Below are 20,362 nucleotides of genomic sequence, written 5' to 3' on the forward strand. Positions count from 1 at the left end.
CCTACCCCGGCTGACCCCCGCCGCCCGGAGTGGTGCCCGTGCCGTTGCCGTTGCCGTTCCCGTTGCCGTCACCGTTCCCGTTGCCGGGGGGCGTCGACGCGGCCGTGATCGGGCCGGACTGGCCCTGCGGCGAGACCTCGGAGGGGCGGTCGCCGCAGAAGGCACGGTACGTCGCCGTGACGACCTGGCCGGCCTTGCCTGCGTCGACCGTGATCTGGCTGGAGCGCTGGCTCGGGTCGAAGTTGAACAGCGTCTGCCCGTTGTCGAACGTCGCGTTCGTGAGCGTGACCTCGTAAGCCGTGAGGTTGCCGGTGCCGGACGGGCACGAGTAGGCCGTCCAGTTGACGGTGGCCTTGCCGCCCTCGATGAACGTGCCCGAGAACGTCGGAGCGTTCTGCGGCTTGCCCACCGAGACCTGGTCGGCGTAGAGGTACAGGGTGATCGCCGACCCCGGCTGCACCGAGCCGCGCGGCTCGACGCGCTCGACGGTGCCGACGAGGTCGCCCGACGGTGCCGTCGTCGAACCCGTGACGCAGCTGGGCTCGAGCCCCGCGTCGCGTGCGGCGGCGAGGGCCGCGTCGCAGCTCTGACCGACCAGCCCGAGCGCGTCGACGTCGACCGCCTCCGGCTCGGGAGTCTCGGTCTCGGTCTCGGTCGGCGTGGGCCGCGGCGTCGCCGGGGCGCTCGTCGACGGGGTGGGATCGGCATCCGCATCGCCCTGGTTCATGAGCGAGAACACCGTTCCGGCGATCGCGATCACGAGGAGAGCGATGAGGGCGACGAGCGGCCACGTCCAGCGGCTGCGCTTCTTCTTGACGACCTCGTCGGTCGGCTCGGCGGCGGCCGCCGGTACCTGTGCGGTGGTCGGCAGGATGCGCGTCGTGCCGTCGTCGCCGGTCGAGAGCATGCGGGTCGCGTCGTCGTCGGCCGCGACCCCACCGGTGGCGATGGCGGGAACGGCGATGGCGGCGGAGTTCAGGTCGCCGCGGCGCAGCGCCTGCGCGGCACGCGCCACACTGGCCGACGACGATGGACGGTCGGCCGGCTTCTTGGCGATCATCGCCATGACGAGGTTCTGCACCGGGATGGGCACGGTGGGCGGCAGCGGCGGCGGCTGCTCATTGATCTGCGCCATCGCGATCGCGACCTGCGACTCGCCGGTGAAGGGACGCTTGCCGGCGAGGCACTCGTACGCGACGATGCCCAGCGAGTACGTGTCGGTGGCCGGCGACGCCGGGTGGCCGGATGCCTGCTCGGGGGAGAGGTACTGCACGGTCCCCATCACCTGGCCGGTCGCGGTGAGAGGCACCTGGTCGGCGATGCGCGCGATACCGAAGTCGGTGATTTTCACCCGGCCGTCGGGGGTGATCAGCAGGTTGCCGGGTTTGATGTCGCGGTGCACGAGGCCCGCGGCGTGCGCGGCCTGCAGCGCCGACGCCGTCTGCGCGACGATGTCGAGCGTCTTGTCGGCGTTCAGCGCCCCGTCGCGTTCGAGGATCGTCGAGAGCGCCTCGCCGGGCACGAGCTCCATGACGAGGTAGGCGCTACCGTTCTCCTCGCCGTAGTCGAACACGCTCGCGATGCCCTCGTGGTTGACGAGTGCGGCGTGACGGGCCTCGGCGCGGAAGCGCTCGAGGAACCCGGGGTCACCCATGTACTCGTCTTTGAGGATCTTGATCGCGACGGTACGCCCGATGACGTGATCCGTCGCCTCCCAGACCTCGCCCATACCGCCGATCGCGATACGCGACTGCAGCTCGTAACGACCACCGAACGACACACCCTGCGTCGGCCTCATCTGCCCAGCACCGCCTCTATGACCTTCTTCGCAATCGGAGCGGCGATCGTGTCGCCGGATCCGGACTGACCCTGTCCTCCGCCGTCTTCGACGACGACCGCTACTGCCACCGCCGGGTCGTCCGCCGGCGCGAAGCCGGTGAACCACAACGTGTGCGGCTTGTTTCCGTTCTCAGCGGTTCCGGTCTTACCGGCCACGTCGATCCCGTCTATTCTTGCACCCTGCGCAGCGCCGGTTGAGACGCTGGCGACCATGGCATCCGTCACCTCGCCGGCGACGTCGGATTCGAGCGCTCGCCCGAACTCGCTGTCCTCGCCCGACCGTACGACCGAGAGGTCGTCGCCGATGACCTGGTCGACCATCCGCGGATTCATCACGACGCCGTCGTTCGCGATCCCGGCCGAGATCATGGCGATCTGCAGCGGCGTCGCGGTGACCTGCCCCTGACCGAAGCCGCTCAGCGCGGTCTGCGCGTCGTCGAGGGCCCGCGGGTAGCTCGACGGCGTCGAGGTGAGCGGGATGTCGAAGCTGCGGTTGTAGCCGAACTTCTCGGCCATCTCGCGGATGGCGTCGTCGCCCAGCTCGACCGCCAGCTCGGCCATCGGGATGTTGCAGCTCAGGCGGATCGCCTCGGCGATCGACACCGTCTCGCCGGGTCCGCAGGTGCCGCCCCAGGCGTTCGAGACGCGGCTGCTCGAGCCGGGGAGCGTGTACGACACGGGGTTCGGCAGCGCGGAGTCCGGCGAGTACTCGCCGCTGGCATACGCCGCCGCCGCGACGACGAGCTTGAACGTCGACCCGGGAGGGTTGAGGTCGCCGGCGATCGCACGGTTCGACAGCGGCTTGAGCGGGTCGTCGGAGAGCTGGTCGTACGTGGCGTTCGCGGCATCCGCATCGTGGGTCGCCAGCAGGTTCGTGTCGAAACCGGGGGTCGACACCAGGGCCAGGATGCGCCCGGTCGAGGGCTCGATCGCGACCACGGCGCCCTTCATCGAGCCGAGGGCGTCGTACGCGGCCTTCTGCGCTGCCGCGTCGAGCGAGAGTTCGACGTTGTACCCCTGCTGCGGCTGACCCGACAGGATGCGGTCGATCTCCGAGAGGAACGCGCTCGAGCCCGTTCCCGACAGGTCGGCGTTCAGTGCCTGCTCGATGCCGGTACGCGAGTCGAGGGCGGCGTTGAAGTAGCCGGTCACGGGCGCCCACATCGGAGCATCCGCATAGACCCGCTGGTACTGGTAGCGATCGTCGCTCGGCACCGATGAGGCGATCGTGACGCCGTCGACGATGATCGCGCCGCGCTGGATCTCGTAGCTGTCGAGCTGCGTGCGCTTGTTGTTGCCGTTCTGCGCGAGGGCGTCGGCCTGCACGACCTGGATGACGCTGGTCGACGCGAAGAGCGCGATGAACATGAAGAGCATGACGATGCTGAGGCGTCGCAGTTCCTTGGTCATGCGGCACCTCCCGTCGTGGTCGTGGTCGTCGTGGTCCGGATCATCCGATCACCACTCTCGGTTGGCGGCGCACGCCGTCGGAGATGCGGAGCAGGATCGCGATGATGAGCCAGTTGGCGATCAGCGACGACCCGCCCGCCGCGAGGAACGGCGTCGTGAGTCCGGTGAGCGGGATGAGCCGCGTCACTCCGCCGACCATGATGAACACCTGCAGCGCGATCGTGAACGACAGGCCGGTGGCGAGCAGCTTTCCGAAGTCGTCCTGCCCGGCGAGACCGATGCGGATGCCGCGGCTGACGAACACCATGTATAGGCAGAGAATGGCGAACAGGCCGATGAGTCCGAGTTCCTCGCCGAGGCTGGTGATGATGTAGTCGCTGTGCGCGAGCGGGGTGACCTCGGGGCGGCCCTGTCCCCAGCCGGTGCCCATGAGACCGCCGCGGGCGAGGCCGAAGAGGCCCTGCATCGGCTGGTAGCCGGGGCCGTCGGGGTCGACCTGCTCGGGGTCGAACAGGAACAGCCAGTTGATGAAGCGTCCGCGCACGTAGCTGAGGATCTGCGTGGCGACGGCCACACCGGCGGCGACGAGCCCGAGGCCGATCACCACCCAGCTCGTCTTGCCCGTGGCGACGTACAGCATCGCGATGAACAGGCCGAAGATCAGCGTTCCGGTGCCGAGGTCGCGCTGGATCACGATGATGCCGAGCGAGATCGCCCACACCACCAGCACCGGCCCGAGCTCGCGCATGCGCGGCCAAGTGATGCCGAGGAACCGCGTACCGACCGACGTCAGGCTCTCGCGGGTGCGCACGAGGTAGCCCGCGAAGAAGATGGCGAGGCAGATCTTCGCGATCTCTCCGGGCTGGAAGGCGAACAGGCCGCCGAGCGACACCCACACCTGAGCATTCGCATCGGGGATGCGCAGACCAGGCACGAAGGGGAGCAGCAGCAGCAGGATGCCCGCGAAGCCGAAGATGTAGGTGTAGCGGAACAGCACCCGGTAGTTCCGCAGCATGATGACGACCGTGATCGCGCCGGCGAGCGAGATCGCCGTCCAGGCGAGCTGCTTCGTCGAGTAGGCATCCCACCCGGTGAGCCGCTTGGCGATGTCGATGCGGTAGATCATCGCGATGCCCAACCCTGTGAGCAGGGTGCCGATCGGCAGGACGAAGGGATCGGCATCCGACGCGACGAACCGCAGCGTGAAGTGCAGGGCGAACGCGAGCACGGCGAGGCCGCCGCCGATCGCGAGGATCATCGGGTCGATCGTGCCCAGCGCGCCGAGCTGCACCAGGGTGAGCGACGACGCGGCGACGACCACGGCGAACAGCAGCAGCCAGAACTCGCGATTGCGCTGGGTCTGCGGCATGCGCAGACGCTTCAGCGCCTTGAGGACGGCGGTGTCGGTCGACACGTCGGTGCTCATCCCTCACCCCCGTCGGTCGTCTCCTCGGGAGCCGGCGTGGGCAGCGGGGTCTCGGTGGGGAGCGGGGTCGGCAGCACGTTGGCCTCGGCGGCCGCGCGCAGACGGTCGACGATCGCCATGGCATCCGACAGCGAACGGGCCGAGATGGTGCGCTCGACGGTCGTGCGTTGGAACTGCGGGAGGTCGGCGAGCAGGATGTCGGTGTCTTCGGCGACGGTCGACAGGGTGATCGGGCCGATGTTCTGCTGCACGCCCTGGAAGATCACGACGCTGTCGTCGTCGGCGCCGATGAAGTAGCGCGTCTGCGTCCAGCTGTAGGCCGCGAAGGCCGCGAACGCGAGCATGCCGATGACGAGCAGCATCGCGGCGATCCACCCGACGCGCCGGCGCGTGGCCCGGCGGCGGTCCTCCTCGATGAGCTCTTCGAGATACTCGGCGGCGGGCTCGAAGTGCGTCGGCTCGTTCGCGGCCTGGCGCACCGGGTGCAGCCAGCTGCTGCGCGGTGCCCGCACCGGCGGCACGATGACGCCCGACGGGTTCGACGCCGAGCCGACGATCGTCGGGGTGCCGGAGGAGAGCGGATGCTGGCCGCCGACGTCGACGAGCACGATCGTGACGTTGTCGGGTGCGCCGCCGTCGAGCGCCTGCTTGAGCAGGTTGTCGGCCGTGCGGCCCGGAGGCTGGTCGAGGCGCAGCGCCTTGAGCACGCGGGTCTCGTCGACGACGCCCGAGAGACCGTCGGAGCAGAGCAGCCAGCGGTCACCGGGCTGCGTCGGCATGACGAACATGTCGAGCTCGGGGTCGGAGTCCATGTCGCTGAGCACGCGCATCAGCACCGAGCGGCGAGGGTGGTACCGCGCCTCTTCGGGCGTGATGCGGCCGGAGTCGACGAGGCGCTGCACGAAGGTGTGGTCGGCGGTGATCTGGGTGAGCGCGTCGTCGCGGTACAGATAGATGCGCGAGTCGCCGATGTGGCCGATCACCGCGTAGTCGTCGACCATGATGATCGCGCTGACGGTGGTGCCGAGGCCGGCGAGCTCGGGGCGGTCCTTCGCAGCGCGGATCAGGTCGCCGGCTGCGGTCGTCGCCGCCGCCTGCAGCGACGCCTGAGCGTCGTCGGTCGACTCGTACGCCTGGTCGAGCGGTTCGAGGCGCTGGATCGCGATGCTCGACGCGACATCGCCACCCGCGTGCCCGCCCATGCCGTCGGCGACGGCGAACAGGTTGGCCCCGGCGTAGCCGGAGTCCTGGTTGTTGGAGCGGACCTTCCCGGTGTGGGAGATCGCGGCGCTCGAACCCTCGAAGACCATGCCGGAGTCAGGCCCGCAGCTCGAACGTCGTGGCCCCGACCTTGACGGGCGTGCCGAGCGACAGGGAGACCGGCGAGCCGCTGACCCGCTGACCGGCGACGAACGTGCCGTTGGTGGAGTCGAGGTCCTGCACCGCCCACGCATCGCCGCGGAGAACCAGGCGTGCGTGATGGCTGGAGGTGTAGTCGTCGCGGATCACGAGGGCAGACTCGCTCGACCGTCCGATCGTGAGGGTGTCGTTGCCGAGCGGCAGTTCGAGACCGGCCTTCGGGCCGGAGGTGATCACGAGGCGCTTGGCCGTCGCGATGGTCGCGGGGCCCGTCTGGGCCCGTGCGGAGGCGGGCTTGGCCGCGGGCTTTGGGGCGGCGCCGCCGGGGGACGCGGCGGCGCCCGCGGCGGCCTCGGCGGGGAGCTTGCGCGCCTTCACACCGAACAGGTCGGCGCGCAGCGAGTACACGACGCCGAACACGAAGAACCACAGCAGCACCAGGAACCCGATGCGCAGCAGCAGGAGGACGAGCTCGCTCACGACAGACCCCCGAACATGCGGGTCGCCGCGTCGCCGCCGGAGCCGCGCGACGGAGTCGACTGCGGCACGACACGGAAGACGAGGTCGGTGCGGCCGATCGTGATGGTCGTGTCGGACGGCAGGGATGCCTCGCGCAGCTTCTGGCCGTTGACCTTCGTGCCGTTCGTCGACCCGAGGTCGCGCATCATGGCGCGCTCGCCGTCCCACAAGATCTCGGCGTGCTTGCGGCTCGAACCGGCATCCGCGATCGTGATGTCGGCATCCGACCCGCGGCCGATCACGGTGCGCGCCTGCGTGACGACGTGGCGGCGGCCGTCGACGTCGACGACGGCCTGCCAGCTGACACGGCTCTCGACCGAACCCGAACTGACCCGCACCGTGCCGGTGGCGACCTTCTCGTCGCTCTCCAGCGAGATGGTGAGGGGGCCGGCGAAGCTGTAGCCCTGCGACGACGCGTGCTTCGTGAGCAGCGCGTGCAGCTCGTCGGTCAGCGCACTGCCGAGGCCGCGCATGCGGTCGGCGTCGTCGGCGCTGAGGCGCACGACGAAGTTGTTGGGCGTGATGATGCGGTCGCGGCTGACGACCGCGGCCTTCGTGTCGGCCTCGCGGCGCAGGGCCGAGGCGATCTCGACCGGCTGGATGCCGCTGCGAAAGGTCTTCGCGAACGCGCCATTGACCGCGCGCTCGAGACCTTTCTCGAAGCTGTCAAGTAGTCCCACGGGGCTCCTCTGGCATGCCGACTGGTACGGCCATCGTAGCCAGGTGTCCTGGAAATCCCCCGCGCAGACGGTTGTGGCGCGGGTTTCCGGGGGGTTCGAGTGGGGGAGTGGGCGCGAGTTTTCGGTGCGGCGGACTGCGTGATAGCCTTGCGAAGTTGAGTTCTTCGGAACGAGATGACTCGCGCGAGTGGCGGAATGGTAGACGCGCTGGCTTCAGGTGCCAGTGTCCTTATGGACGTGGGGGTTCAAGTCCCCCCTCGCGCACAGCGAGTGAAAGGCCCGGTTCTGATGAGCCGGGCCTTTCGCGTTGCCCCAGCAGGACTAGACCCGTTCGCTCGCTGCGATGATGTCGATCTCCCATGCGAGGAGGCCGGCCTGCGTTTCATGAGACGCCTCGTCGGCGCCACGAATCGCGTCCTCGATGCCTTTCATCGCTCGCTCGAACTGGTCTTCCGTCAGCAGGATCCTGTGTCGCGCGAACGCGCCGTTGAGGTCGGTCGTGCGACCGCTCGCATACTCCTCCAACCAACTCAGTGAACGAGCGAGAAGTTCCTGATGCTCGGAGGCGAGCGCGTGCAGAACGGCGGAGCCCAACTCGGCATCCGCTACCGGTGCCGTGGGTACACCCACGTTGTAGGTTCCGGGGACGAGAACCCAGACCTTGTCGCGTCTGTCACGGGCGAGTTCGGGCGCCTCAGCCAGGAACCCCGCACGTGCCAGCGTGCGTATGTGGAAGCTGATCGAGTTGGATGGCACGCCCAACTCCTCCACGAAATCGGCACCTCGCGCGGACTTGCGGTGGCTGAGCATGCGGAGCATCCGGCGACGCAGCGGATGAGCCAGAGCGGCGAGCATCGCGGACGTCATCGTCCCCGCTTCGTTCTCTTCCGGACCAGACATGGATCAACTCTAAGCCTGCCCCACCGACCATGCCCGCGCATGGTTGCCCAATTGCAGTTGGCCACTTATGGTTGGGGAACTGACCTCAGAGAGGAGGTGACACATGGACATGCAGCAGACCGCCCAGGACCTTCTTGCGAAGAGCCCCGCCCCGGAGGCGAAGGACTTCTTCGACGAGTACAGCGTCGCGGCAGACGTTCGTTGGGAGAAGAAGGACTTCTGATCCGACGCGGTCGTTCCGTGGTCCGAGAAGAGGTCTCGGGCCCTCGGGCCGCGGAACGACCCAGACCATTGGAGTCGACATGTCGTCGATCATGTTGAGCAATACCCATCGCCAGATCCTCGACGGACGTTCGCTGGATTTCCAGGAACGCATGGCTGACCTCGGCGTCATGACGCCCGCGCAGGAAGACGCCACACCCTGCGTCGTCGTCGCGACCATCCGCGACGATATGGAGATCTCCGCGCTCTCCCTCAGGCTCGCCGCGCAAAACGTTCGGCTCCTCCGGCTGAACGTGGACGAGCTTCCGGACGTGGACATCGTCAGCTACCTCGACACCCTCGAACTCGTCCACGGAGCGGAGGTGCTGCGGCCCGTCCTCTTCTGGTCTCGGTATCTTCTCCATCACCCGCAGCGCGCCGCTTCGGAACCCCGTTCGCTCCGTGGAGAGATCCTCGGAACCTACGTCAGCCAACACAACTCCGCGTTCATTCGAACAATCGAGGAGCTGTGTCCGCGCCGAATGAACGACGGGGCCGCCGCGACGGGACGGCTGGCTCAGCAGCGCGTCGCTGCCCGCAGCGGAATACGAGTGCCGGGCACGACCGTGACGCGCGACGTCGCGCGGGGCTCGCGGCGGGTGCACACGCACGATGAGGCGAAACTCATTGGGAAAGTCGTCGGAGAACACTGGGTCGAGCAGCCCCCGGGCGTCTTGAACGGCACGTTCCCCCGGGTGCTCGAGCCATCGATCATCCGCAACCTCGACGTCGAACCAGCGCCCCTCATCATCCAGGAGTTCGTGCCGCACGTCTTCGAACTGCGCGTCTACGCCGTCGGTGACGACACCCTCGCGTACCGCGTCGAGGGAAAGTCATCTGCCGAAGCGCTCTGGACGGACATCGACGACGTGCAGGTCAGCGCCACGACTCTCTCCTCCGCTCACGCCGCCGCCATCGGTCGACTGATCCGCGAATTGAACATCGACTTCGGCGCCCTCGACCTCCTGGTGACGGAGTCCGATGAGCTCGTCTTCCTCGAGGTGAATCTCGTCGGTGACTGGCGCTACTTCGAGAAGGCCGCAGGCGACACGCGCGTCAGCGATTCTGTCCTCCATCACATCGCCATGAAGGTGCACACATGAACTTCTCCGAATACGGTCTCATGTACTTCCGAGACCAAGAGCTGATCTGGGACGACGTCATCGAGCACAAGCAGGCGCGCGTCACCCCGATGCAGCTACGCGCACTGGCCGATGCGCTCGAGGATGGTGACACCACTGTCGCGTTGGTGCAGGAAGCTCCTGGACTCGTCGACGACGCCCGCGCAGACCTCGAGAAGACGTTGAACGACGGCTGGGACGGCTGGAACCGGATGGCGCGGTTGTACAGCTTCGCGTCCCGCATGCGCCACAACGACCCCGTCGTCACGCACGACCAATCGCGTGAGCGAGTCATCGTGAAAGAGATCGCGTTCCCCGTTCCGGGGCGGTTCGCCTCGACCACGGACTCGACACCCATCGCTCTGCCCGACCCCGAGCGCCTGCCGGCGAAGGACTTCCAGGAAGTGCTGTGGTCCCGCCGCACGTCTCGGAAGTTCTCGAACGACTCCATCACTCTCGAGCAACTCGGGCTCCTGCTCTACAACGTCGCAAGCACCCGTCGCCGAGCGCGGACTCCCGAAGACGTTCAGTACGGGAACTACTATCGCAATTCTCCGTCGGGCGGTGCCCGGGCCAGCACCGATCTCTACCTGCAGGTGCGAAACGTCGAAGGACTGAGGCGCGGAAACTACCGATACCTCGCGGATGCTCATTCCCTCGACTGGCTCGGAGACATGTCGTCCGACGATGACATGCTCCATGCGCTGTCCGGTCAGCAGTGGTTCCTCGAGTGCGCCGTGCTGGTCGTCCTCACCGCCGACCTGCAGTCCACGGCATGGAAGTACACGGATAAGCGGTCATATCGTTCTGTCATCCTGGATGCCGGGCATCTCAACCAGAACATCTACCTGGTTGGCACTTCTCTGGGCCTGGCGGTCGGCACGACCGCCGTGCAACGTGATGAGAGTTTCGAGCAGGAGTTCGGGCTCTCCCCTGCACTCAAGGTTCCCCTGATGCTCACGGGGCTGGGGCAGCACCGAGACCCGGACGCGCTCACGGCTCGTGTCCCCACCCCGCTGGAACAGTGATGTCGCGCACCGAATCGACCGCTGTGCAGAATTGGCCGGGCAGGACGCGTCGCGACTTCCGGCTGCTCTGGGCAGGAGGTGCCGTCGTGGAGTTCGCCTCGGCAGCGGTCGTCTTCGCCGAACCGCTCATCGTGCTTCGCGTTTCCAACGATCTGGTGCTCACCGGTGTCGTCATGGCGACCATCGCGATCGTGTCGACAGGTGTGGGCGTGATCGCGGGAACCTTTGCGGACAGACATAACCGACGCCGCACCATGCTCCTCTGTAACGCTCTGCAGATCCCCCTCGCTCTCGGCATCGGGTTCATGCTGCTGATGGGAAACCTCAACATGACGGTCTTCGCCGTCGCGTCCATCGGCATGGCGATCCTCGGCGGATTCGTCACCGCTCCGGAGTTGGCGGCGATCACTCAGCTCGTGCCGAAGGAGCACCTCACGGAGGCGAGCGGGCTGTACCAGGGGCGGATGCACGCCGCGAACCTCCTCGGACCACCCCTCGGCGGAGTGCTCCTCGGGTTCTTCCCGCCTCTGCTCTACGCGTTGGCCGCGCTGAGCTGCCTCCTCGCGGCCGTGACCGTGGCGCTCATTCGGTCGCCTGTGGGAGAAGGAAACGGCGGCGAGACGACCTTCGTCCGCGACCTCGCAGAAGGGTGGAAGACGCTCTTCACACATCGGCAGATTCGCAATCTCGTGCTCATGCAGTTCTGGGCCAACACGGCGGTGACCGGTGCCCTGTTCGTCACCGTGCTGTCGCTCGAACAAGCAGGCCACTCCGCCACTGTCATCGGCATGGCTCAAACCGCCATCGGCGTTGCCGGACTGATCGGAGCGAGTCTTGTCGGAGTCATCACGAAACGCATCCCGTTCACCGTGTTGCTCACGATCGCGATGATGGCCGTCGTCGCCGGTGCGCTCACTTCGGCGGCGCTCGTGGGGTCATTGTGGATGGTTGTTCCGCTGGCGTTCTGCCTGCTTCTCGCGCCGAGCGCGAGCGCACTCGTGTTCGCGCGAATCACCGTTCTCACCACGGAGCGCACACGCGGACGAGTGCTCAGCTTCCAGTCCATCGCCTCGTCCATCGGCGGATCTTTCGTCAAAGCGCCCGTCGCGGCGATCGGCGCAGTGTCACTGTCGGTTGCCCTTGCTGCGTGTGCGGCTACGGCTCTGCCCGGTGTCTTCCACGCGTTCCGGAGCCGCAAGCTGGAGGTGCTCTGAGGGGGGTAGCGGAGCAGGAACAGCAACGGAGGGCGTCTTTGCGTGAGCGGGTGATTCCTGACAGATCGGTTCGCGCCGCGCGTTCCCATTACCGTGGAGCGCGGACAGGGGAGGGCGACGATGACGGATGCCTCGACGGCGGCGCAGCGCGCGGAAGCACTGCTGCGCGGGCCTCGCGGGCGGCGGATGCTGCTCGACTTCGCGCGCGCCTCCGAGGTGCCGGCGGCGGACGGTCGGCTCGGCGGATTCGGGTTGGCGGTGAACCATGCCGCGCATCACCTGGACCCGGATCGAGGGTCGAGCACACTGATCGCGATCGGCGGCGACCCGAGCGCGGTCCCGGATGTTCCCTACGTGTCGCCGCGCGAGGTCGCCGACGCGCTCGCTGCCCTCGACCTCGCTGCGCCCACGCTGCCGCGGCTGCGGCAGTCGCTGCAGGCTGCGGCCGACGCGGCCCGCTACTGGCAGGAACCCGACGGCGACGACGTTCTCGCCGCGACCCCCGAAATGCGTGACTCGCTCGCCCGGGTCGCCGCGCACATCGCGCAGGCGCCGGAGAGCGCGTGGTGGTGGTCGCCGATCGCCGCCGACCAGTGGGCGGTCGAGTGGGTCGACGATATGCCGCGCGAGCCGCTGCAGGACGATCCCCGCGAGCGCCTGCGCGAACGGCGGGAGCAGGAGCTCGAAGAGGAGGCGCAGGCGCAGCGCGAGCGGCCCTCCGACCCGACGGCGCGGTGGAGCGGCAACTGGTGGTCGACCCCGAACTGGGGCATCCCCACGTCGACGCGCGCCTACGCCGACGGGGCGCCGGTGTCGGTCTGGGCCTGGGAAGACGCGATGGGCTGGGAGGCGGCGCACGCCTACCGGGTGCAGACCCCCGCCGACGCGCGCGTCTTCGAGATCGAATCGACGGATGCCTGGGCCGAGCTGTGCGCGCGATTCCCCTTCGAGGCGACCGGCCAGAAGCGTCACGACTGGTTCCGCGCGACCGGGCGCGACGGTGCCTGGGTGGTGCCCGACTGGGTGCGGGTGGCCGAGCACTACGACGCGGTGCATCTTCCCGTCGCGACCTATCTCGCGGCGGCGGGCACGGCGATCGCCATCGACGCGACGCGGGCGTCGGTGATCGCGGGGTGGCACCCCGACGAGACGTGCTGGTTCGCGCCCGGCGTGCGGCGGGTCGGCGACCCGGTCGGGTGGGTCCTGCGGGAGCGCGAGCAGGAATACGTGTGGGAGCAGGACGCATCGGTCGAACGACCCTGAACGCCGACGACGCGGGCAGACTGGAGGCATCCGACCCGCGAACCCAGGAGATCGAATGACGGAACCGCGTCGCACCCCCGCCCAGGCCGTCCTCACGGTGGAGGACGTCGAGGAGATCAGTCCCGACCTGATCCGGGTCACGGCGGGCGGCGAGGGCTACGACGACTTCACCGACAACCCGTTCACCGACAAGTACGTCAAGGTCCTGTTCGCCGACCCGGCGCACGGACTCACCCCTCCGTACGACCTCGCGCGCCTGCGCGACGAGAGCCCCGAGAAGCTGCCCACGCGTCGCACCTACACGATCCGCGCGTCCGACCCCGACCGTCGCCGCGTGGTCATCGACTTCGTCGTGCACGGCGACGAAGGGGTCGCCGGCCCCTGGGCGCGGCAGGCGCAGCCGGGCGACACGATGGTCATCAGCGGTGCGGGCGGCGGGTACCGCCCCGACCCTGCGAGCCCGTGGCATCTGCTGATCGGCGACCACACGGCACTGCCCGCGATCTCCTCCGCCGTCGAGGCGATGGGGCCGGATGCCGTCGGGCACCTCCTGCTCAGCATCCCCGACCCCGCCGACCGGCTGCTGCCCGATGCGCCGGCGGGTCTCAGCATCCACTGGGTCGCCGACGACGACGCGCTGCTCACCGAGCTCGCCGCGCTGCCGTGGCGCGAGGGCCACCCGGGTGTCTTCGCTCACGGGGAGCGCGGCACGATCAAGGCCGTGCGGGCTTTGCTGAAGGAGCACGAGGTGCCCCGCGAGGCACTGTCGATCTCGGCGTACTGGGCGCGAGGGCGGGCCGAAGACCAGTTCCAGGCCGAGAAGCGCGAGCCGATCGGTCAGATCGAGTAGTACGGCGTGGTGCAGGAGGAGTCCATGGACGAGGCGGACGAACTGCGCCGACTGCAGGCGCGTGCGTACGGCCGGGATGCCGACATCGCCGACGACCCCGCCGCCCAGGCGCGTCTCGCCGAGCTCGAGCGCGCCCGCGCCCCGCGCCCCTCCGTGCCCGCGTCCCCTCGTTCGGGGCGTGAGGGGTCGGAAGTGGCCGGGTTCCGCACCCCGCACGCGGCGTTTGCTGACCCCTCACGTGAGGTGGGGAATCCCGCGCGCGAGCTGGGGGCGGGGCGCGAGGGGTCGGAAGTGGCCGGGTTCGCCGCCCCTGATGCGGCGTTTGCTGACCCCTCACGTGAGGTGGGGAATCCCGCGCGCGAGCTGGGGGCGGGGCGCGAGGGGTCGGAAGTGGCCGGGTTCCGCGCCCCGGATGCGGCATTTGCTGACCCCTCAGGCGAGGACGGCGGACCCTCGCGGACGGAGCGGGAAGGGGATGCGCCCGAGCGAGGGTGGGTGGGGGGCATCCGACGGATGCTCGAACCGCTGAGCCCGTCCGGCCGGGCGTGGCTCGGCGCGGCGTGCATCGCGCTCGCCGCGGTGGCGGTGACGGCGGTGGTGACCACCCTTCCGTGGCCCGACCCGCGGCAGGTCGCGACCATCGCCGTCGATGCGGATGCCCCCTGGCCCGAGCTGCTCGGCGAGCAGACCCCCGACGCCGCGCTGTTCGAGGACTTCCATGGGCTCACCGTCATCCGCGACATCGGGTGGTTCTCGCCCGAGGAGGAACGGGACACCTGTCTCGTGATCGTGCGCAGCGAGCTGCTGCGTGAGGAGGTCGGCGCGCTGCAGCCGGTCACCTGGGCGTGCGGCGCGGGTGACTTCCCGCCGACCCTGCACATGACCGTGAACCCGGGTCAGCCCGAGGCGCTGCGCGAACGGTTCGCCGACGGCACGGGGCTCGAGTTCGTCTTGGACGGCGACGTCATCTCGGTGCGCGCCGACGACTGAGGCTCCTCTACTCCACGTCCCAGAGCGTGTATCCGATCACCCCGGCGGGAATGAAGTCCTGCGCCTCCCGCAGCTCCACCTCCTCGCCGACGATGCGCCCCGTCTCGACCGACACCAGCAGCGTCACGTCGTGCAGGTCACTGCCGCCCGACACCCGCAGCCCCACGACGTCGCGTCCGAGGCGGTCCTCCGTTCGGCCGAGAACCGTGACGCCCCCGGCATCCGCGAGCATCCCGAGCAGGGTGGCGTGCTGTGCGTCGGTGAGCGTCCACCAGCCCTGCAGCGACACGATGCCCGTCGCGAGCTCGCCCGAGGTCGTCGCGTCGCCGGCCTCGTAGCCGTCCATCGCCGAGCGCAGGTCCTGTTCGCTCGAGCCGTCGAGGTCGCCCAGCAGCCCGGGAAGGTCGAACTCCGATGCCGACTGGGTGACGACCGCGATCACCTCGCCCGGGTGGTAGGGGCTGTCGGCGACGCCGTCCGGCCGATCGTCGTTCGGCCAGTACGACTCTCCGGCGACGATCGTCGTGACCGATCCCGTCTCGTACGACCAGTCGGTGGTGACCTCCTGCGGCACGATCTCGATGTGCTCGCCGCTCATGTCGATGCTCCAGGCCCAGCCGATCGATTCCACGTGCGGCGCCTGCGCCGGCCCGTCGCCGTCGGCGAGGGCGGTCTGCGCGTCTCGGATCACGTCGTCGAGCGGCTCGGGGTCGACGTAGGTGAGCGGGGGAGGGGCGAGGGCGCTCGCCGGTTGCCCCGGCGCCAACACGTCGACTGCAACGATCGTCACGACCGCCGCGGCGGCGACGGCGATCGACGCCCCCGCGACCCACGCTCCGCGACGTGCCGCTCGGGCCGGGCGGCGGGACGGACGGCGCTCGCCGCGGATGATGCGTTCCCGCAGCGCGATGTCGGCGGCGCGCTGGTCGGCGCGCTCGCTGGTGGGGGCCGGGTTCGCAGCGGCGAAGAGACGGTCGATCCGGTCGTCGGTGAGGGTCACGACCCCTCCTTCGTCTCGAGCTGCATGCGCAGTTTGGCGCGTGCACGGGTGAGCGTGGTCCACACCGAGGCGGGGCTGCAGCGCAGCACGGCCGCGGTCTCGCCCGCGCTCAGTTCGTCCCAGTAGGTGAGCACCACGACCTGCCGCTCCCGTGCCGTCAGGGCCGTCATCGCCTCGCGCAGGGCCAGCGCCTCGAGCGGATGCAGGTCGCCAGTGTCTTCACGCATGCCACGGGTCAGGGCGACGAGGGCCTGCTCGCGCGAGCGGTGACGCCGCGCGGCGTCCTTGAGCTTGTTGTCGGCGGTGCGCAGCAGCCAGGCGAGGCCCATGGGGCTGTGCGGGCGCAGCTTGCGCCACGCGATCGTGAAGACGTCGGCCGCGATCTCGTCGACCTCGTCGGGGTCGTCGACGTAGCACGCGAGGTGGCGCCGCACGCGGGGCAGGTGCTCGTCGAAGAGGATGCGGAACACCACCGCCTTGTTCGGCGACGCCCCGGGCGTCGGTGCCGCGGTGGTCGACGATGCGGTCGTCGATGTCGCCCGGGCCGACGACGTCCGGGTCGACGATCCGCGGGCCGACGACGCGCGGGCCGACGACGCGCGGGCCGACGACGCGCGGGCCGACGATGCCGACGACCGGCCCTGGGCACGACGCGAGGTCGGTGCGGCCCCCACGAGCACCGTGCGGAACGGAGCGAACAGAGCTGTCCCCCGCAGCATCGCCACCCCGCTCCGTGTCGTCGTCGTCATGCCCACGCTAGCGCCGGCACTCGTGCGCCCCTCCCCGGGGGCGCACGAGCCGGCCCCCCGGCTTTCAGTATGGGTCGGCCGAGCGACCGCCTGCGGCAGCGCTCTTTGCCGCTCCCGCCGATTCCTTACAGACCTTCGCCGAGATGCACGCGGGGCTCGATCGCCGTCAGGGCGACGTTGCCGACGATCGCCGTCACCACGAGCATCCCGCCCAGCACGAAGACCGCGACGCGCGCCGCCGACGGGACGTCTGCGGCGAGGGCGCCGTGCGGCGCGCTCGACATCGCTGCGACGGCCACGGCCGCGACCCCGACGACGAACGCCGCCACCCAGAACACTCGCCACATCTCTCCCCCTTTCGAGCGACGGTAGGCGAGCGCGGCCGATCACGCCGGGGCGCTCTTGGCGCGAGCGGCGAATTCCTGACCGACTTCCTCGCGGCCCTCGACGGGTGCGATGGCACCCATACTGGAGACGACGGAAGGACACCCATGGCAACCACAGCCCTCAGCAGTGCGGACTTCGCCCAGACGGTCGCCGACGACGGCATCGTGCTCGTCGACTTCTGGGCGGAATGGTGCGGTCCCTGCCGCATGTTCGGCCCCATCTTCGAGAAGGCGTCGGAGCAGCACTCCGACATCACCTTCGCCAAGGTCGACACCGAGGCCAATCAGGATCTCGCGCGTGCGGCCGGCATCGTCTCGATCCCGACGCTCATGGCGTTCCGCGACAACGTGCTCGTCTTCTCGCAGGCCGGGGCCCTTCCCGCGCCCGCGCTGGAGGACCTGATCGGTCAGGTGCGCGCGCTCGACATGGACGCCGTGCGGGCGTCGATCGCCGAGGCGCAGACCGCGAAGGACCCGGCTGCGGAGTAGCCCGGTCGCGGGGAGCGACGACGGGCGCTCAGCGCGCGATCGGATGCTCCGCCACGATGACCTCGCTCGACATCGGCAGTTCGCCGAGGATGCGGGGCGCTCCGTCGACCCATTCGACGTCGACCCCGGCGCTCCGCAGGTGCTCGACGTCGATCGTGATGTCGAGCAAAGGCAGCGCGAGGTCGCCGTAGCGCTGGGCGACCACCTGCGGCACGCGGTCGGCGGTCGTGGCGTGGATGAATCCCTCGTCGTCGAGGTGGGTGCCGCGGGTCGCGACAGCGTACTCGCCGAAGCCGCGACTCATCTCCCAGTCGTCCTGGATCGCGATGTGGTGGATGTGCGTGCTCACGGGGCCTCCTCAATGAAACGGTTTCGTAGCATTAACGCTAGGCTACTCCCATGACGGGAAAGCGCGGACGACCCTCCGCCGGCGAGAAGGCGCAACGCCACGAGCGCGTGGTCGACGTGGTCGTCGCACTGCTCGCCGCGGAGGGGTACGGTGCGGTCGGCTTCGATCGCGTGTCGACCGAGGCGCAGGTCGCCAAGCGCACGCTGTACGCGGACTACGGCGACCGCCTCGGCCTCGTGCGCGCCGCCGTACGACGGCAGCACGCCTATGCCGACGAGGCGTGGACGGCTGAGGCCGACCTGCGCGCCGCATCCGTCTCGGTCGTCGCGCACCTGCTCGATGACGACGCGATCGCCGTGCACCGCGCGCTCGTCGGCGCGGCCGGAGCGGATGCCTCGCTCGCGGCCGAGTTCTACGAGCAGGGGCCGGGTCGGGCGCAGCGGTTCCTCGTCGCGCACCTTCCGCCGGACGCCGCAGACCGCGGCGACCTGCTGTTCGCGGCACTGCTCGGCGAACCGCATCGCCGTCGGCTGCTCGGCCTCGCCCCCGCGCCGACCCCGGCCGAGGTCGAGGCGCACGTCGACCGCGTGCTCACCGCGCTGGCGCTCGGCGGCGCCGGTGAGACACCACCTCGCGCGTGAGACACCACGGGAGGCCTGGTGTCTCCTGGCGCAACGGATGTCTCGGCGCGCGGACGGGGCGCACGACGGAGGTGGAGGCTCAGGGCGGCTCGGTAGGCTGATGGGCATGACCCTGCTCTCCGCCGGCGCGACGCGCGCCCCGCGTCGCCTCGCCTCGGCGACGCCGATAAGCGAGTGGATGCGCGTGGTCATGCACCCCGGCACCAACGGGTGGACGAGCGTCTGGGGCACGATCTCGCACGGTGAGATCGCCGGCTGCCCGCCGCCTCGCCGCGCCTAGGTCGCCCCTCCGGGATCCGGGGGCGGCCAGACGCGCCACCCCTTCTTCTCACCCCGAGGTGCCTCCATGTCTTCGACCACCCCTTCCCGCCCGCGTCGTGCGCCCCACGAACTGTGGCGGGGCATCCGTCAGAACCTCCGCAGCGACGTCCTCGGCGGCGCCCTGCTGCTGGCGGCGACCGTCGCCGCCCTCGTGCTCGCCAACTCGCCGCTCGCGCCCTGGTACGAGCAGGTGCGCGACTTCCGCTTCGGCATCCCCGAGGTGCACCTCGAGCTGAGCGTGGGCGCGTGGGCGGCCGACGGCCTGCTCGCGATCTTCTTCTTCGTCGTCGGACTGGAGCTGAAGGAGGAGTTCGTCACCGGGCGCCTGCGCGACCCCCGGCGCGCCGCTCTGCCGATCGCTGCAGCCGTGGGCGGCGTGGTCGTTCCGGCCGCCATCTTCCTGCTCATCGCCGCGGGCAGCGGCCCCGATGCGCTGCGCGGCTGGGCGATCCCCACGGCCACCGACATCGCGTTCGCCGTCGCGGTGCTCGCCGTGGTCGGCCGGTTCCTGCCGCCCGCGCTGCGCGTGTTCCTGCTGACGCTCGCGATCGTCGACGACCTCATCGCGATCACGATCATCGCCACGTTCTACACCGAGTCGATCAGCGTGCCCTGGCTGGTGCTGGCGCTGCTGCCCCTCGCCGGGTTCGCGCTCGCGGTGCGCACCGGCATCCGTGCCTGGTGGATCCTGCTGCCGCTGGCGATCGCCGTATGGGTGTGCGTGCACGCGGCCGGTGTGCACGCGACCGTCGCGGGCGTGCTCCTCGGTTTCGTCGTGCCCGTGCTGCCCACCGCCCGCGCGCGGGTGGCGACGCGCGTCGGGCCCGACGGCGAGCCCGAATACGACGGCATGGCGCCGCACCTCGCCGACCGCTGGGGTGTCGTCGCCACGCTGTTCGCGGTGCCCGTCTTCGCGTTCTTCGCGGCCGGCGTCACGATCGGCGGCATCGACGGGCTGGTCTCGGCTCTGCGGGATCCGATCACGCTCGGCATCATCGCGGGTCTCGTGCTGGGCAAGCCCCTCGGCATCCTGGCGACGACGTTCGCGCTCAGTCGGGTGCCCGCGCTGCGTCTCGACGACGGTCTGCGCTGGCCCGACCTCGCGGGCATGTCGCTGCTCGCCGGCATCGGCTTCACGGTGTCGCTGCTCGTGGGCGAACTCGCCTACGGCGCGAGCTCGGTGGCCGATGAGCACGTCAAGATCGGCGTGCTGCTCGGGTCGTTCGTCGCGGCGGTGCTGGGCGGGGCGGTGCTGGGCGTGCGCAGCAGGCGGGCGCGTCAGTACTCGTAGTCGAAGAAGCCGCCGTACGGGTGCTCGCGGTCGCCGGTGTCGCGGGCGTCGTGGCGCACGGTCTCGATGCTGAAAACGACGCGCGTGCGCCGCGACACGAAGACGCTGACGAGGCGGTTGCCGACGACCACGAACTCGAGGAAGTCTCCGCCCGACGCGACGCACGCGCGGACCTGGTCTTTGAGCTCTTCGACGTCAGTGCCCTGCGACAGGGCATACGTGTCGCCATCGATCTTGAGGTGCGTACGGATCATCACCCTCGTCATATCGGCCACG

At 69.6% G+C, this 20,362-nt stretch carries 22 protein-coding genes and 1 tRNA gene; 11 read left to right on the forward strand and 12 right to left on the reverse strand.

Annotation, left to right across the window (positions count from 1 at the left end; all coding sequences use genetic code 11):
- Position 1: 1 nt before the first annotated feature.
- From RWS82_RS07575 to RWS82_RS07600, 6 genes are read right to left on the reverse strand one after another with little or no spacing between them, the layout of a single operon-like run.
- On the reverse strand, positions 2-1,798 hold the full coding sequence (locus RWS82_RS07575) for a protein kinase domain-containing protein (protein WP_314648392.1): 1,797 nt from the start codon (positions 1,796-1,798) through the stop codon (positions 2-4).
- Positions 1,795-3,249: a penicillin-binding transpeptidase domain-containing protein gene (locus RWS82_RS07580; protein WP_314648395.1), complete on the reverse strand. Its 1,455-nt coding sequence runs from the start codon at positions 3,247-3,249 to the stop codon at positions 1,795-1,797. The genes RWS82_RS07575 and RWS82_RS07580 overlap by 4 nt, the downstream gene beginning before the upstream one ends.
- A 40-nt stretch (positions 3,250-3,289) precedes the next feature.
- A complete protein-coding gene (locus tag RWS82_RS07585) occupies positions 3,290-4,675 on the reverse strand; it encodes an FtsW/RodA/SpoVE family cell cycle protein (protein ID WP_314648396.1) in 1,386 nt (461 codons plus the stop codon).
- Positions 4,672-5,985 (reverse strand): PP2C family serine/threonine-protein phosphatase, encoded by a 1,314-nt coding sequence (locus RWS82_RS07590; protein WP_314648399.1) that lies wholly within the window; start codon positions 5,983-5,985, stop codon positions 4,672-4,674. Before RWS82_RS07590 ends, RWS82_RS07585 begins: the two co-directional genes overlap by 4 nt.
- Positions 5,986-5,992: 7 nt before the next feature.
- Complete coding sequence (locus RWS82_RS07595) at positions 5,993-6,514, reverse strand: FHA domain-containing protein (RefSeq protein ID WP_314648401.1); 522 nt, start codon at positions 6,512-6,514, stop codon at positions 5,993-5,995.
- Entirely contained in the window at positions 6,511-7,233 is a 723-nt protein-coding gene (locus tag RWS82_RS07600; protein WP_314648402.1) for a DUF3662 and FHA domain-containing protein, read from the reverse strand. The genes RWS82_RS07595 and RWS82_RS07600 overlap by 4 nt, the downstream gene beginning before the upstream one ends.
- Before the next feature lie 181 nt (positions 7,234-7,414).
- On the opposite strand from RWS82_RS07600, the gene RWS82_RS07605 reads away from it, so the two are divergent.
- A tRNA-Leu gene (locus RWS82_RS07605) sits at positions 7,415-7,497 on the forward strand.
- A gap of 57 nt (positions 7,498-7,554) precedes the next feature.
- On the opposite strand, the gene RWS82_RS07610 is transcribed toward RWS82_RS07605, so the two are convergent.
- Positions 7,555-8,100 carry a helix-turn-helix domain-containing protein gene (locus RWS82_RS07610; protein ID WP_314648404.1) on the reverse strand — a complete coding sequence of 182 codons (546 nt, stop codon included), beginning with the start codon at positions 8,098-8,100 and terminating at the stop codon, positions 7,555-7,557.
- 407 nt (positions 8,101-8,507) lie between these two features.
- On the opposite strand from RWS82_RS07610, the gene RWS82_RS07615 reads away from it, so the two are divergent.
- The 6 genes from RWS82_RS07615 to RWS82_RS07640 all read left to right on the forward strand — a co-directional run bounded on the left by RWS82_RS07615 (position 8,508) and on the right by RWS82_RS07640 (position 14,860).
- A complete protein-coding gene (locus tag RWS82_RS07615; protein ID WP_314648406.1) occupies positions 8,508-9,497 on the forward strand; it encodes a hypothetical protein in 990 nt (329 codons plus the stop codon).
- Positions 9,494-10,543: a SagB/ThcOx family dehydrogenase gene (locus RWS82_RS07620; RefSeq protein ID WP_314648411.1), complete on the forward strand. Its 1,050-nt coding sequence runs from the start codon at positions 9,494-9,496 to the stop codon at positions 10,541-10,543. Before RWS82_RS07615 ends, RWS82_RS07620 begins: the two co-directional genes overlap by 4 nt.
- A complete protein-coding gene (locus RWS82_RS07625) occupies positions 10,543-11,757 on the forward strand; it encodes an MFS transporter (RefSeq protein WP_314648413.1) in 1,215 nt (404 codons plus the stop codon). The genes RWS82_RS07620 and RWS82_RS07625 overlap by 1 nt, the downstream gene beginning before the upstream one ends.
- Before the next feature lie 120 nt (positions 11,758-11,877).
- Positions 11,878-13,020: a hypothetical protein gene (locus RWS82_RS07630; RefSeq protein ID WP_314648417.1), complete on the forward strand. Its 1,143-nt coding sequence runs from the start codon at positions 11,878-11,880 to the stop codon at positions 13,018-13,020.
- A 55-nt stretch (positions 13,021-13,075) separates the two neighbouring features.
- Entirely contained in the window at positions 13,076-13,870 is a 795-nt protein-coding gene (locus tag RWS82_RS07635) for a siderophore-interacting protein (RefSeq protein WP_314648420.1), read from the forward strand.
- A 24-nt stretch (positions 13,871-13,894) separates the two neighbouring features.
- Positions 13,895-14,860 carry a hypothetical protein gene (locus RWS82_RS07640; protein ID WP_314648422.1) on the forward strand — a complete coding sequence of 322 codons (966 nt, stop codon included), beginning with the start codon at positions 13,895-13,897 and terminating at the stop codon, positions 14,858-14,860.
- Between the two features lie 7 nt (positions 14,861-14,867).
- On the opposite strand, the gene RWS82_RS07645 is transcribed toward RWS82_RS07640, so the two are convergent.
- The 3 genes from RWS82_RS07645 to RWS82_RS07655 form a co-directional block, all read right to left on the reverse strand.
- Entirely contained in the window at positions 14,868-15,860 is a 993-nt protein-coding gene (locus tag RWS82_RS07645; RefSeq protein ID WP_314648425.1) for a hypothetical protein, read from the reverse strand.
- The gene (locus RWS82_RS07650) at positions 15,857-16,609 is read right to left on the reverse strand and encodes a sigma-70 family RNA polymerase sigma factor (RefSeq protein WP_314648427.1); all 753 of its coding nucleotides are present in this window, start codon (positions 16,607-16,609) and stop codon (positions 15,857-15,859) included. Before RWS82_RS07650 ends, RWS82_RS07645 begins: the two co-directional genes overlap by 4 nt.
- Positions 16,610-16,734: 125 nt before the next feature.
- Positions 16,735-16,956 (reverse strand): hypothetical protein, encoded by a 222-nt coding sequence (locus tag RWS82_RS07655; protein ID WP_314648431.1) that lies wholly within the window; start codon positions 16,954-16,956, stop codon positions 16,735-16,737.
- 144 nt (positions 16,957-17,100) lie between these two features.
- On the opposite strand from RWS82_RS07655, the gene trxA reads away from it, so the two are divergent.
- A complete protein-coding gene (gene trxA / locus RWS82_RS07660) occupies positions 17,101-17,484 on the forward strand; it encodes a thioredoxin (protein WP_314648433.1) in 384 nt (127 codons plus the stop codon).
- A 28-nt stretch (positions 17,485-17,512) separates the two neighbouring features.
- Here trxA and RWS82_RS07665 read toward each other — a convergent pair whose 3' ends face one another.
- The gene (locus RWS82_RS07665) at positions 17,513-17,833 is read right to left on the reverse strand and encodes a DUF952 domain-containing protein (RefSeq protein WP_314648436.1); all 321 of its coding nucleotides are present in this window, start codon (positions 17,831-17,833) and stop codon (positions 17,513-17,515) included.
- 50 nt (positions 17,834-17,883) lie between these two features.
- Here RWS82_RS07665 and RWS82_RS07670 point away from each other — a divergent pair, with 50 nt between their 5' ends.
- The 3 genes from RWS82_RS07670 (at position 17,884) to nhaA (ending at position 20,086) form a co-directional block, all read left to right on the forward strand.
- Positions 17,884-18,474 carry a TetR/AcrR family transcriptional regulator C-terminal domain-containing protein gene (locus RWS82_RS07670; protein ID WP_314648437.1) on the forward strand — a complete coding sequence of 197 codons (591 nt, stop codon included), beginning with the start codon at positions 17,884-17,886 and terminating at the stop codon, positions 18,472-18,474.
- Positions 18,475-18,580: 106 nt separating this feature from the next.
- Positions 18,581-18,754, forward strand: a complete 174-nt coding sequence (locus tag RWS82_RS07675; protein ID WP_314648439.1) for a hypothetical protein — start codon at positions 18,581-18,583, stop codon at positions 18,752-18,754.
- A gap of 66 nt (positions 18,755-18,820) precedes the next feature.
- Positions 18,821-20,086, forward strand: coding sequence for a Na+/H+ antiporter NhaA (nhaA, locus tag RWS82_RS07680; RefSeq protein ID WP_314648442.1), 1,266 nt, complete (start codon positions 18,821-18,823; stop codon positions 20,084-20,086).
- Here the strand turns inward: nhaA and RWS82_RS07685 are convergent.
- A complete protein-coding gene (locus RWS82_RS07685) occupies positions 20,074-20,361 on the reverse strand; it encodes a hypothetical protein (protein ID WP_314648445.1) in 288 nt (95 codons plus the stop codon). The genes nhaA and RWS82_RS07685 overlap by 13 nt on opposite strands.
- Position 20,362: the final 1 nt, after the last annotated feature.

The organism is uncultured Microbacterium sp., from assembly GCF_963528945.1.
Classification (GTDB): Bacteria; Actinomycetota; Actinomycetes; order Actinomycetales; family Microbacteriaceae; genus Microbacterium.